This window comes from Enterobacter cloacae complex sp. 370H10 (assembly GCF_050031535.1).
Lineage (GTDB): Bacteria > Pseudomonadota > Gammaproteobacteria > Enterobacterales > Enterobacteriaceae > Enterobacter > Enterobacter intestinihominis.
In genome coordinates this window covers 4,959,049-4,972,472 of sequence record NZ_JBLGWG010000001.1, presented here as the reverse complement: position 1 = coordinate 4,972,472, position 13,424 = coordinate 4,959,049, and the positions used below count along the sequence as shown (strand labels likewise).

Here is a 13,424-nt window from a genome sequence, read left to right as displayed (position 1 = left end):
GTTACTCTCCCCAGATGTCGCGAATTTGCGAATGGAATGCTTGTGCCACCTGCGGCGGATTGGCGGCGCCTGCCAGCGCGCGCCCGGCAATGAAGGCTTTGACGTTGATCTGCTTAAACAGCGGCAGGTCAGCGGGGGTGATACCGCCAGTGATGGAAAGCTGTAGCCCGATATCGGACAACGCCTTCATTTTGCTGAGATCCGCCTCGCCCCACTGCTGGCCGCTGGCCTGTGCGTCGCGTCCACGGTGGTATATCGCCTGCTTCACCCCGATGCGGTGCCACGCGCGCGCGTCGTCCAGCGTCCAGTTGCCAAACAGCTCCATCTGGATCTCGCCGCCGCCGCGCAGTGCGACCTCGTGGCCACGTTCAACGGTGGCCAGCGGGGCGGCACAGATGATGGTCATCCAGTTTGCGCCTGCGCCAAACGCCTGCTCAGCCAGCGTTTCTCCGGCATCGGCGACTTTCCAGTCCGCCACGATAATTTTATCCGGACACTGAGCGCGCAGGGCGCGAACGGCGTTTAGCCCTTCGGTCAGACACAGGATGGTGCCGGCTTCGACGATGTCGACGTGATCGGAAAGCGTCGCGACATCCCGCTGCGCGGCCTGAAGTGAGGTGTGGTCGAGCGCCAGCTGCAATAATGGTCGGCTCATAGGTCGTACTCCTTAACACGGGCGTGATAGCCCTGTAATGCTGAAATCAGTAGCTGGTAACGGTGATATTTGCGCTGGTAGGCGGCATGGGCACGCATGTCAGGTTCAATCATCCGGATGTCATGCCTGAGGGCGCGCTGAGCGGCGTAAAAATCGGGATAGAGACCTGTACCGACGAGCGCGGCCAGCGCCGCACCGGAACAGCCGGTCTCTTCCACCTGCGGGAGTTCAATCGCCAGGCCGCTGACGTCCGCGAGCATCTGCATCCACACGTCCGAATGGGTGGGGCCGCCCGTCACGCGCAGGGTCTGCACGTGGGGAAAGCGTTCGAGCATACGGTTGAGGTGGGTCATGTGGCTGAATACCACCCCTTCATAAACCGCCTGGAGGAGGTGCGCGCGGGTATGCAGCGCCTGCAAACCATAGAAGCCGCTGGTCATCTCCAGTCCGGCGTTGCTGCCGTAGAGGAAAGGCAGGAAGAACACATCGCTTTCAGCTTTTGGCAGGCTGGCCACGGCGTGGTTAATCTCATCGAATGACATTTCGCCCCATTGGGCCGTCAGCCATTCCAGGTTGCCGGACGAGGTGGGGCTGGCTTCGTGAACGATGAACTGCTGCGGATGGACATAGCGGCCATAGACGTAGGGGAACGGCTCGTTGTCGCGGATGCCGTGGGCAATCCCACTGGTCACGGCCCAGGTCCCCATTACGGCATTCAGCGTATTTTCGTCATGCAGCCCGGCGCAGATCGCGGTGGAAACCACATCAAACAGTCCACCAACGACGGGAGTACCCGCCGTGAGACCGGTCAGTGCGGCTGCCTGAGCGGTGATTTCCCCGCAAATTTCTGCTGAACCGATAATAGGCGGCAGGGCACCGTCAATGTCGCTGATGCCGAGCCAGCGCGTGAGCTGCTGATCGTACTGCCCGGTATTCATGTTGTAGAGATTGGATTCCGAGATGTTGCTCTCTTCGCAGCCTTTGACTCCGGTCAGACACCAGCGCAGGTAATCGTGCGCCATCATCACGCTGCCGATTTGCTGATACCGCTGCGGCTCGTTCTCTTTAACCCAGCGCAGGAGTGAGGCCGGATGCCCCGTCCACAGCGTCTGGCGAGTATGCGGATAGAGCTTTTCGGGTATACCGTCCTGCTGCCAGCGTTGCACGATCTCCAGCGCACGGCGATCGGAGGAGAGTATGGCGTTACCCAGGGGGCGATCCTGTTTATCGAGCAAAAATAGCCCCTTGCCCTGGGCTGAAATGCCAACGCCTTTGATCTGACCGCCGTCAGCGCCTGAATTTTTAAGCAGCAGGGCGACGGTTTTGTGGCAGTGCTGCCAGAGCTGGTGCATATCCCGCTCGGCGTAGCCAGCGCGTGGGCTGAGCGTGGCCACTGAGCGGCGTTCAATACAGACTTCTTTGCCCTGGCTGTTGTATAAACCGGCTTTCAGATAAGTACCGCCACAATCGATACCCAGCCAGAAGGGCTCTTTTTCACTCATCTTCTTCTCGCTTAATTGCCGGGTGGCGCTTCGCTTACCCGGCCTACGGTTTGGTTTAGTGAATCAGGTGAGGGCCTCAGGCCGCACGCTTATGCGAGTTCACCGTGGGGTTGGGCTCTGCTCCGGCATCGCATTTCGCCGGTAACATCAGGGCCAGCAGCGATGCCAGCGCCAGCGAAACCGCCAGGCAGTAAACGCCTGCGTCTTTGCTGTACAGGGTGATCAGTACGCCTACCGCATAAGGACCGCAGAACCCGCCGAGGTTGCCCAGGGCATTAATCACGCCGCGAGCGCCACCCGCCATCTCAGCGCTGAACAGACGCGCCGGGATGGTCCAGAACACGCCCGCTGCGGATTGCAGGAAGAAGCCACAGCCCACCAGCGCGGCATAGGCCAGCCAGGTGTGCTCTTTCAGCGCGACGGAGAGGAACATGCAGAGCGCAAAGCCAATCAATGGCAGGGAAACAAACAGCTTGCGCTTGCCGGTGCGGTCAGAGAGCGTAGAGAACAGGAACATGCCGGCAATGGCGCCGATGTAAGGCAGAATGGCGAGCATTCCCACCTGGCCGATGCTGGTGTGCGTCAGTTCTTTCAGAATGGTGGGCAGCCAGAGGGTGTAACCGTAAATGCCGGTCTGGTAGAAGAAGTTGAGGGCGATCAGCTGCCACATGGTTTTGTCAGACAGCACTGCGCTGAGCGAGGCGTTTTTCACCTCTTTACCCGCAATGGCCTGCTGCTCTGCCGCCAGTGTTTTTACCAGGTAGTTTTTCTCGGCTTCAGAGATCCAGCGCGCTTCCTGCGGCCGGTCGTAGACGGTGAACGCCCACAGCACCAGCACAACAACGGACATCAGACCTTCAATAATGAACAGCCAGCGCCAGTCGAGAGCGGTGATAATCCAGCCCGACAGTGGGGCGGTGATGATCCCGGCGATGGGCACGAACATGATCACAATCGCGTTGGCGCGGCCGCGCTCGGCATCCGGGAACCAGTTACTGATCATCGTGAGCACAACGGGCAGCATCCCGCCTTCCGCCACACCGAGTAAGAAGCGCAGCACCAGCAGCTGATACTGGTTGGTTACAAGCCCGGTCAGAACCGAGATCACCGCCCAGGCAACCAGCGACCAGCCGATAAACTTCTTACCGCTGCCGTGCACGGCAATTTTGCCGCCGGGAACTTGCAGGAACAAATAGCCAATAAAAAAGATCCCCCCCGCCAGGCCCGCCATCGTGGCGGAAATGCCCAGCTCTTCGTCCATACCGCCGGGCATCGCAAAAGCTATATTTACGCGGTCCATATAGGAAATAATGCAGGCGATAAGAATAGGGGGAATGATCCTTAGCCAGCGCTGGCGCGGAATGTCCGCGTGTAGAGCATTAGAAGAAATATTCATAGTTAATATCTCAGTGAAGGTAACCGGAAAATGTATTCTTTATTTTTATTGTGATGCTTTATTCATAGCGCTAATGCCGTCGCGCAAAATAGCGATGCGATGGCTGACGTCAGCATTAGCATTTATTTCCAGTAATTTAATACCGGAGAATTTCAATGTTGCGGCGCTCGCCGCAGTAAACAGCGTTTTTACATGTTCAGTGGACATGAGACTGTCGGCGCAGAACGAAGAAAACGGCGCGTGCAGATCCTGCCATTCTCCGTACTCACCGCGAGGGGTCGTGCCCGAAAACATCAGCGCCCCCAGTTTCCCGGCAGCGAGTGCCGCCTGAACATGTTCCAGCGGAAGGGCGGTGTTGCGACCTTCGATGGCCGAACGTGCCCAGTTGATACAGACGCTGATATCGGTCTCTCTCACTACCTCCAGCACCTGCTCTAAGGGCAAGAACCCTTTACGCGGCGCCGGGCTATTCATCGCATCACAGTGTTCCAGCACCAGATCGCAGCCCCAGTCCCAGCTCGCGATTTCCCTTACCGAGCGGGAGAATGCTTCTGTCGCTTGCTCGACAGAATCATTACCCGCCTGTGGTGCGGCCTGCATTTCCAGAGCGACCACTTTCCCGGGAAAGCGGGTGTTAACGGCATCAATCTTTTGATGCAGATGGCGGTAATATTCAATGCACGCTTTACGTTGTTCTTCGTCCGCGGACGCCAGGCCAAACGCGCCGTTGCTGCCGCGGCGGCGCATGGTTTCCATAACGGCTGTGACAACGATCTGCCAGTTGCCCGGCGTATGACGAAACAGCCATTCATCACCTAACGGATGGAGATTTTCAAGGCAAGGTTGTTCCAGCCCGCGAATATTTGGCGTGTCGGAAAGTTCCCGCCAGAAGGCGTGTTCTTCCTGCTCCCCTTTCTGGTGAAACGAGGGTGCGCAGGGGTACGCACCAATAATAAAACCGGTGTTGGTCATTTCGCATTCCTGTATTTATCAGAAAATTAATCTAATTCGCTGATGGCCACTTTCACCACAATTTTACGAATTGCGGATCCCTTGTTTTTAATACAGGCAGGACGGTGAACATCCTGCGGGAAAAATATGGCGTAACTGCCAGGTATCATTTCGATAAGCGACTCGTGTTCGCTGTCGTGATAAAAAATAATATCCCGTTGCTCCAGCAATGATTCGCTGATTTTGTTATTTCCGGTATCAATAGCAATACCGATTTTTTCTTCGCCCCAGGCCAAAAACTGGATATCCAGATAGCGGCGATGGACTTCAGGGCGGTTCTCGTGCTGTTCCTTTGTGGTGAGGTCGAGAACCTGGGCAAAAATGTTGCGGCCTTCAATTTCGATCACGCCCGGCGCCAGGGTGGTGAAATCCGTGGTACGCAGAAAATTAAGCGCCTTTTCAATCGCCAGCGGCAGGCGACATGGATTTGGCTGTGTAATATGTCCGAATATCATGACCCACTCCTTACAGAGACTGGATTTTCGCCCACACGCTGTCGTCAATCGTGATGCCGTTGCGGCGGTTCTCCTCCAGCAGGCGTGTGAACTCATGGCCTGGCAGACGGACGGCGACATTTTCATCAGCGCGTTCTGCGGTGGTGATGAAGTCCATGATGCGCTGTAGTTTGGCATCGCGGGTTGGACCGTCGATCAGGCGATCCACTTCGATGGCGATAAAGATCTGCGATACGCCGTATTCATCGCTGTTGTCCTGGGTCACTTCCGCGACGGACGCGCCGTCAGAGAGCAGGGTGGCGATCATGTCGAGCACAATCGACAAGCCGGAACCTTTCCAGTAGCCCATGGGCAGAATGCGACGGTTTTTCTCAATCACGCCCGGCTCTCTGGTCAGACTGCCTTCATCGTCAAAGCCGCCGTCGACCGGTAATTCGCGTCCGGCCAGGCGATTCACCTCCAGCATGCCGTAGGAGAACATCGACATCGACATATCGACCATGGTGATTGGATTCGACGGGATAGCGACGATCAGCGGGTTTGTGCCGATGCAACATTCTTTTGATCCCCACGCGGGCATCACGGCAATAGAGTTGGTCCAGCAGATGCCGATATAGCCTTTCTCCGCCGCCTGCCAGCCGTAGCTGCCGCCGCGCATCCAGTGGTTAGCGTTACGCAGCGCCACCAGGCCGATCCCGTGATCGGACGCCAGCTCGGTAGCACGGTCCATCATCTTCTTCGCCGTCAGGTTGCCGATGGAACGCTGGGCATCCCACTGTTCGATGGCGCCTAATGTCGTTACGCGTTTCGGCTGGGCGTCAGGGAGGATGTCGCCTGCGTCAAGCTGCTGAATAAATCGCGGGAAGCGGTTGACGCCGTGTGAATAAACGCCGGACTCCGTGGTGCGGGCGAACATCTCAGCGCAGGCGTCTGCGGTATCCGCTTTTACACCGCGATCGAGCAGAACCCGATTGAACGCCGCTTTCAACTCTTCGAAGGTCACTTTCATCCCTGTTCTCCTGTTTTTTTAGGGGCAAGTGCGAGTGCTTTTTTATCGTTAAATTTCACTATGCGAAATCTGATTTCAAATATAGCGATCAAATTTTGTCAGATCAACGACATTCACGCTTTTCAAAATCGATTAAAATCAAATGGTTGTGTTTTTTCTGTTGAGATCGTGAACTAAACCACACTTTGCGCTACCATCAGGGCGCGATAAACAGGAGCCATTTGATGAGCATAAAAGAGAGCGAAATGACGCAAGAAAAAGAGAGGCCAGCAGGTAGCCAGAGCTTGTTTCGCGGCCTGATGCTGATTGAAATCCTCAGTAACTATCCGAACGGGTGTCCGCTTGCGCATTTATCAGAACTGGCGGGGCTGAATAAAAGCACCGTGCACCGGTTATTGCAGGGGTTGCAGTCGTGCGGGTACGTGACGCCGGCGCCGGCGGCAGGGAGCTATCGTCTGACCACCAAATTTATCGCCGTCGGGCAAAAGGCGCTTTCATCGCTCAATATTATTCACGTGGCGGCGCCGCACCTCGAGGCGCTGAACATTGCCACCGGCGAAACGGTCAACTTCTCCAGCCGTGAAGATGATCACGCGATCCTGATTTATAAGCTTGAGCCGACAACCGGTATGCTGCGCACGCGCGCATATATCGGCCAGCATATGCCGCTCTATTGTTCTGCGATGGGCAAAATCTATATGGCGTTTGGTCATCAGGATTACGTGGCGAGCTACTGGGAAAGCCACCAGGAACAGATCCAACCTTTGACCCGCAACACCATCACCGAACTGAGCGCGATGTATGATGAGCTGGCGGAAATTCGCGATCACAGTATGGCGATGGATAAAGAAGAGAACGAGCTGGGTGTGTCATGTATCGCCGTGCCGGTCTTTGATATTCACGGGCGCGTGCCCTATGCCATCTCCATTTCGCTGTCGACGTCGCGCATGAAGCAGGTGGGCGAGAAAAACTTGTTAAAACCGCTGCGTGACACGGCGGAAGCTATCTCGAAAGAACTGGGGTTTAACGTGCGCGAGGCGTAACTGATGAACCGATTTATTCTGACGGATCCTGAAAAATGTATCGGGTGCCGCACCTGTGAGGTGGCGTGCATGATGTCGCATCAAAGCAGCGCCACGCCAGAAGCATTTACGTCACGTATCCGCGTGGTTAAGGGGGGAACCTTCACCACGGCCGTGGGCTGCCACCAGTGTGAAGATGCGCCCTGCGCGAATGTCTGCCCGACGGGGGCCATTTACCGTGCTGCGGGAGCCTGGCTCGTTGAGCAGGCTCGCTGTATCGGCTGCAAAAGCTGTATGGTGGCGTGCCCGTTCGGGGCAATGCAGGTTCGGGTTGTGGGAGATCGCGTTCAGGCGCTGAAATGTGATTTGTGCATGCATCGCGAGGGCGGTCTCGCCTGCGTCGAAGCCTGTCCCACCCACGCGCTGCGCTGCATAGACCCCGCCAGACTACGCGTGGAACGGCTGCGTAATCTGGCCTGAGGTTTTATTAACCGGCCTCGCGCCAGGCGTTCTCAATCTCTTCGGCGAGAATTTTCACACCCGCTTCGATTTTTTCCGGATCCGGGACGTAGTTCATGCGCATGCACTGGTGCGTATGCGGCCACGGCTTATCCAGACCCGGGAAGAAGTAATCCCCCGGGACCATCAGCACGCCACGCTTTTTCAGACGCTGATAAAGCAGCTCTGTCGTAATGGGCAGATCCTTAAACCACAGCCACAGGAAAATTGCCCCTTCCGGTTTATGGATCAGGCAGCGTTCCTCCGGTAAGTAGCGGCGAAGGATGGCGATAGTTTCCTGAACGCGCTGAGAGTAAAACGGCTTGATCACCTCATTTGACAGGCGCAGCAGGTCGTTACGCCTGATCATCTCGCACATCATCGCCGGGCCGATGCCGCCAGGGGAAAGGCTGATAATGCCGTTCATGTTGGTAATGGCGGTGATGATTTTCTCGTTAGCAATGATAATGCCGCAGCGGCTGCCCGGCAGGCCCAGCTTGGAGAGGCTCATGCAGAGGATGATGTTCGGGTTCCACAGCGGACGCGCTTCGCTGAAGATGATACCCGGGAACGGTACGCCATAGGCGTTATCGATCACCAGCGGGATGCCGTGCTGATTCGCCAGCGCATCCAGCTTCATCAGCTCGTCGTCGGTGATCACGTTCCCCGTCGGGTTGGTGGGACGAGATACGCAGATCATGCTCGTCTCTTCACCGATATGCAGATGTTCAAAATCGACGTGATATTTGAACTGGCCCTCTGGCAACAACTCGATATTCGGACGTGCGGAAACAAACAGGTCTTCTTCGAGGCCGGCATCGGCATAGCCGATATACTCCGGTGCCAGCGGGAACAGCACTTTTTTCGTGGTGCCGTCGGCGCGGCGTCCGGCGAACAGATTGAATAAGTAGAAAAACGCGCTCTGACTGCCGTTTGTCAGTGCAATGTTCTGTGGTTCGATATCCCAACCCAGCGCTTCCCGCAGCATTGCCGCCAGAAGCGTCAGTAGTTCTGTTTTACCCTGAGGGCCGTCGTAATTACATAGCGCATCGGTTGCTTTACCGTTTTCCAGCATGTCTGCCAGCAGCGTCTGGAAGTAGGTGTTCATCTCCGGAATTTGAGCCGGGTTTCCACCGCCAAGCATGATAGCGCCTGGGGTGCGCAGCCCGTCGTTGAGGTCCTCCATCAGGCGGGTAATGCCTGAATGGCGGGTAAATTTGTCGCCGAATTGTGAAAACGTCATAGCAGGTGATCTGTCGGGCTTAATATGAAAGGCAGTAACCATAACGCCAGCACCGTGTTGGTGCAAATCGGCGGATGTGGTCGGATTTGTTGTTTTGTATGGTGGAGAGGGATTATTGCAGTGAATCCTTCTGATGAATGTACCCCTCACCCCGACCCTCTCCCCAAAGGGGCGAGGGTGAAAGACCGCACCGTGCAATCCCCTTGCCCCTTGGGGAGAGGGTTAGGGTGAGGGGGCTGTTCTACTGATTACCCGCCCACACCACCATCACCTTATCGCCCTTGTGCTCGCGCACAAAGCCGTAGCCTTCTTTCATTGACAGCGTTGTTTGCTTGCCTTCACCCACAGCCGGATGACGGGCGCGGAACTGCCCCAGAAGCTGCCAGTGGGCGACAGTTAACGCCTGTTTACCCGTGACGTCCTGCCAGTTCATATCCGAACGGGTTCCCTGTAGCGGATCGGAGCCCGTCGGACCAAATGGACGCTCTGATTCATCGCCGTAATAGATCTGCACGCTTCCCGGCGCCAGCAGCAGTAACTCAGCGGCGCGCTGGCCCCCTTCACGGAACAGACGCGTATCGTGGGAGGAGAGATAGCTCAGCACATTAAAACTTTGCAGCTTTTCTGCCATTTGCTGCCAGGTCAAATCCATATCTGCCAGACAGTCCACTGCTTTCGCCGCCTGCTCCTGATAGTCAAAGTTGATCATCGCATCGAAGCCGTGACGGTAATAATCGCTCTGCATCACGCCGTGGCCCCAGGATTCACCGGTCATCCAGAACGGCGCATCGTCGAGTTTTTTGTCCGGGTTGGCGGCCTTCCACGCGGCCAGCGCCTGGCTGGCCTGGTCTTTCAGTTGCTGCCAGGCTTCATGCTCAACGTGTTTGGCGGTATCGACCCGGAAACCGTCGATGCCGTAGTCACGTACCCACTGGCTAAGCCAGTGGGTCAGGTAATCTCGCGGCGTGAAATTCGTCATCACTTTCGCGTTGGTGTCGGGCTTGTGTTGATAAAAGTTCGGCAAACCTGACGGGGTTTTTGATTCCGTTTTCAGATCCGGCAGGAAGGCCAGGGACATGGTCAAGTCGTCAAAGCCCGGGTTGTCGTAATCACCGATATCGGTACGGATCCATTTTTTACCCCACCATTTTTCCCATGCGGCTTTGTCACTGAAGTTGATGTAATCGTTGAAGCTGTGCCAGCTTTGACCCGCGCCTGGCTTCCAGTCAGTCCAGCGTTTGCCGAGCGTTTTTTTCAGCTCATCTCCCTGTAAATAGAGTGCGCCAAACTGATATTCCTGCATATCTGCAAGCGTCGCATAGCCCGCGTGGTTCATGACAACGTCAAACAGGACGCGGATACCGCGCCTGTGCGCGTCGTCGACAAGCTGGCGTAAATCATCTTCGTTGCCCATGTTGGCGTCGAGTTTCGTCCAGTCCTGGGTGTAATAACCGTGATACGCGTAGTGGGGGAAATCCCCTTTGGTGCCGCCGCCAACCCAGCCGTGGATCTGCTCCAGCGGGGAGCTTATCCAGAGCGCATTCACGCCCAGTTGCTGAAGGTAATCCAGTTTGCTGGTAAGCCCTTTCAGATCGCCGCCGTGGAAAGTACCTATCTCCTGCATACCATCTTTATGGCGGCCATAGCTGTTGTCGTTGGTGGGGTCGCCATTCACGAAGCGATCGGTCAGCACGAAATAGACGGTGGCGTTTTGCCAGCTGAACGGCGCGGGTTTGTCCGTTTCGGCGCGCTCAAGCAGCAGCAGGCCATTGCTGTTGGCGGCTGGCTGAAGAGTCACTTTGCCATTTTGAACGGTCGCGGTCTGTTTGCTGTAAAAATCACGCACCACCGTGCCTTCCGGGAACGTGTTAACGACATCGATCGTGAGCGGTTTGCCGTCCCACTTCGGACACTGGCGGGTAACGTTTGCGACAGGCTGTGGCGCCGCACTTTGTACCGTCAGCATCAGCGTCGGCGTTCCAGAGCGCGTATCAATGCGCATCTGATAAACGCCGTCACGGAATAATCGCCACTGCGGTGGCGTGCCTTCGCACGGTTTGAGCGACAGCATCTCGTTGAGCTTAATGGCCTTTGTCGGCTGCCAGCACGCGTTGTCAAGACTCAACGTCAGTGGACGGGTACCCTTCGCAAGCGTTGCCTGGCTGGTAAAGACGCCGGTACCTTCAGCGTTGAATGCGTCAAATCCTGGCGATGACCAGTCGGCATGCGCGAATGCGGGTAACATCAGAACAGCTAATGCAGTGCGTTTCATTCCATTTTCCTGTCGCGGCATTTTTGACCAGTGTGCCATTCGGCTCAGGGGAAAAACTCCTCCTCTGAGGCTTTCTGCCAGGAGGACGCGTAGGGATGAGTGATCCCGCGCAAAATTAGGTAGTTATCTGCGATATCGCGCACATTTTTCCAGTGTTGGTGCTTTAATGAGCATGTTCCGGATGACATAGTTTCGGAATTGGACTATTTATAGACGTGCTCTTGAAGACTATTTTTGGTACGATTTGAGATTCCGCTCTCAAATTTTGAAGAAAATAAGGTGTTGGAATGCTTATATCCGACCAGGAGACCTAATGATATCGACTCCCATTCGACGATATGGGGCCGCGATACTCATGTTACTCACCATGGCATTTTCAGGTGAGGTGCTTGCAAAGACGCACACGGATACAACGAGTAAGAAAGCCCACGTAATAAAGACGACAAGCAGTAAGGTTAGCAGTAAACAAGAGTATTCTCGCAATAGTGCAAAGAGTAGTTCACTTCCTGATTTGCGAAAATACCCTTCCGGGACACCAAGGAAAAAAGCGTTTCTCCGGACGGTAATGCCTTACATTAAAAGTCAAAATGCCGCGATTACTGCGGATCGTAACTGGCTGATCGCCAAACAGTACGATAGCCGCTGGTCGCCGTCTGAGCGCACTCGCCTGAAAGACATCGCCAAACGCTATAAAGTGAAGTGGAGCGGGAACACGGGTCGTGTGCCGTGGAACACTCTGTTAGAGCGTGTGGACATTATTCCAGGCAGTATGGTCGCGACAATGGCCGCCGCCGAAAGCGGTTGGGGTACCTCGAAGCTGGCGCGCAACAACAACAATCTGTTTGGCATGAAATGCGCAAAAGGTCGTTGTACTAATGCACCCGGCAAGGTGAAGGGCTATTCACAGTTTGAATCGGTGAAAGATTCCGTGAATGCCTATGTGGTGAATCTGAACACCCACCCGGCCTACTCTTCGTTCCGTAAGTCACGCGCGCAGCTGCGTAAGGCGGATCAGGAAGTGACGGCCACGGCGATGATCCACAAGCTGAAAGGTTATTCCACCCAGGGACAGCGCTACAACAACTACCTGTTCTCAATGTACCAGGATAACCAGCGTCTGATTGCCGCACATATGTAATGAAAAACGCCTTCCACTGGAAGGCGTTCTTTTTTCTAGAGCAGGACTTCACTGTACCGTTCCCGGTACTCCTTCGGCGTGGTGTCATACTCTTTCCTGAACACCGAATAGAAATACTGAAGCGACGGGTAGCCGCACATCTGTGAAATCTCGTTGATCGACAGCGAGGTGGAGATCAGCAGACTTCGCGCTTTCTCCAGCTTTTCCGCATGGATCACGGCGTGGATCGTCTCACCGACTTCCTCTTTAAACCGCTTCTCCAGATTCGAACGTGAAATGCCGACCGAATCCAGCACCTGATCGACCTTAATCCCTTTGCAGGCATGATTGCGAATGTAGTGCATCGCCTGAATCACGGCCGGATCGTTTAAGGAACGGTAGTCAGTTGAGCGACGCTCGACCACGCGAACGGGCGGAACCAGCAGACGCTGGAGCGGCAGGGATTCGTTGTCTAACAGTCGGTGCAGCAGCTTCGCGGCCTGATAGCCCATCTGACGGGTACCCTGCGCCACGGATGAGAGCGCCACGCGCGACAGATAGCGCGTAAGCTCTTCGTTATCAATACCAATCACGCACAGCTTTTCAGGCACAGGAATATGCAAATGTTCGCACACCTGTAATACGTGGCGGGCGCGGGCGTCCGTCACGGCGATAATCCCTGTCTGGGGCGGCAGCGTTTGCAGCCAGTCAGCCAGGCGATTCTGTGCGTGCTGCCAGTTTTCTGGCGCGGTTTCCAGCCCCTGATAAACGACGCCGCGATACTTCTCCTGGGCAACCAGCTGGCAGAAGGCATACTCACGCTCCATCGCCCAGCGCTTTCCGCTGGTGGCGGGCAATCCGTAAAACGCAAAACGATGGACGCCTTTCTCCTTTAAATGGAGGAAGGCGGTCTCAACCAGGGCATGGTTATCCGTGGCGATGTAGTGAACGGGGGGGTAATGTTCCGCTGAATGGTAAGAGCCGCCAACGCCCACGATAGGTACGTCGACGCCACTCAGCAACTGTTCAATCACGGGGTCGTCAAAGTCAGCGATAACCCCGTCTCCCAGCCAGTCTTTGATGTTCTCCAGACGGGTACGGAAATCTTCTTCGATGAAAATATCCCATTCGGATTGCGACGCCTGCAAATATTCACCAACCCCCTCAACCACCTGACGGTCATAGGCTTTGTTGGCATTGAATAACAACGTAATGCGGTGACGCTTTTCAAACATGGCTCACTT

At 55.6% G+C, this 13,424-nt stretch carries 12 protein-coding genes; 3 read left to right on the top strand and 9 right to left on the bottom strand.

Features of this window, described 5'->3' with window-relative positions; genetic code table 11:
• Position 1 precedes the first annotated feature (1 nt).
• The 6 genes from ulaD to yiaK all read right to left on the bottom strand — a co-directional run bounded on the left by ulaD (position 2) and on the right by yiaK (position 6,028).
• A complete protein-coding gene (gene ulaD, locus ACQG2Q_RS24510; RefSeq protein WP_023298862.1) occupies positions 2–655 on the bottom strand; it encodes a 3-keto-L-gulonate-6-phosphate decarboxylase UlaD in 654 nt (217 codons plus the stop codon).
• Positions 652–2,157 (bottom strand): FGGY-family carbohydrate kinase, encoded by a 1,506-nt coding sequence (locus tag ACQG2Q_RS24505; protein WP_063850281.1) that lies wholly within the window; start codon positions 2,155–2,157, stop codon positions 652–654. The genes ulaD and ACQG2Q_RS24505 overlap by 4 nt, the downstream gene beginning before the upstream one ends.
• Before the next feature lie 76 nt (positions 2,158–2,233).
• Positions 2,234–3,553, bottom strand: coding sequence for an MFS transporter (locus tag ACQG2Q_RS24500; protein WP_063850283.1), 1,320 nt, complete (start codon positions 3,551–3,553; stop codon positions 2,234–2,236).
• A gap of 45 nt (positions 3,554–3,598) precedes the next feature.
• Positions 3,599–4,525, bottom strand: a complete 927-nt coding sequence (locus ACQG2Q_RS24495) for a DUF4862 family protein (RefSeq protein ID WP_063850286.1) — start codon at positions 4,523–4,525, stop codon at positions 3,599–3,601.
• A 26-nt stretch (positions 4,526–4,551) separates the two neighbouring features.
• Complete coding sequence (locus ACQG2Q_RS24490) at positions 4,552–5,019, bottom strand: YhcH/YjgK/YiaL family protein (RefSeq protein WP_038416904.1); 468 nt, start codon at positions 5,017–5,019, stop codon at positions 4,552–4,554.
• Between the two features lie 10 nt (positions 5,020–5,029).
• A complete protein-coding gene (yiaK, locus tag ACQG2Q_RS24485) occupies positions 5,030–6,028 on the bottom strand; it encodes a 3-dehydro-L-gulonate 2-dehydrogenase (RefSeq protein WP_063850289.1) in 999 nt (332 codons plus the stop codon).
• Positions 6,029–6,252: 224 nt separating this feature from the next.
• Here yiaK and yiaJ point away from each other — a divergent pair, with 224 nt between their 5' ends.
• Positions 6,253–7,071: an IclR family transcriptional regulator YiaJ gene (yiaJ, locus tag ACQG2Q_RS24480; RefSeq protein ID WP_015572751.1), complete on the top strand. Its 819-nt coding sequence runs from the start codon at positions 6,253–6,255 to the stop codon at positions 7,069–7,071.
• A gap of 3 nt (positions 7,072–7,074) precedes the next feature.
• Positions 7,075–7,530, top strand: coding sequence for a 4Fe-4S dicluster domain-containing protein (locus ACQG2Q_RS24475; protein WP_058677327.1), 456 nt, complete (start codon positions 7,075–7,077; stop codon positions 7,528–7,530).
• 7 nt (positions 7,531–7,537) lie between these two features.
• Here the strand turns inward: ACQG2Q_RS24475 and avtA are convergent, their stop codons facing one another.
• On the bottom strand, positions 7,538–8,791 hold the full coding sequence (avtA, locus tag ACQG2Q_RS24470) for a valine--pyruvate transaminase (protein WP_063850291.1): 1,254 nt from the start codon (positions 8,789–8,791) through the stop codon (positions 7,538–7,540).
• A gap of 241 nt (positions 8,792–9,032) precedes the next feature.
• Entirely contained in the window at positions 9,033–11,063 is a 2,031-nt protein-coding gene (locus ACQG2Q_RS24465) for an alpha-amylase (RefSeq protein WP_426759274.1), read from the bottom strand.
• 313 nt (positions 11,064–11,376) lie between these two features.
• Here ACQG2Q_RS24465 and ACQG2Q_RS24460 point away from each other — a divergent pair, with 313 nt between their 5' ends.
• Positions 11,377–12,201 carry a protein bax gene (locus ACQG2Q_RS24460; protein WP_074169655.1) on the top strand — a complete coding sequence of 275 codons (825 nt, stop codon included), beginning with the start codon at positions 11,377–11,379 and terminating at the stop codon, positions 12,199–12,201.
• 35 nt (positions 12,202–12,236) lie between these two features.
• On the opposite strand, the gene xylR is transcribed toward ACQG2Q_RS24460, so the two are convergent.
• A complete protein-coding gene (gene xylR, locus ACQG2Q_RS24455) occupies positions 12,237–13,415 on the bottom strand; it encodes a D-xylose utilization transcriptional activator XylR (protein WP_038416899.1) in 1,179 nt (392 codons plus the stop codon).
• Between the last annotated feature and the right edge of the window lie 9 nt (positions 13,416–13,424).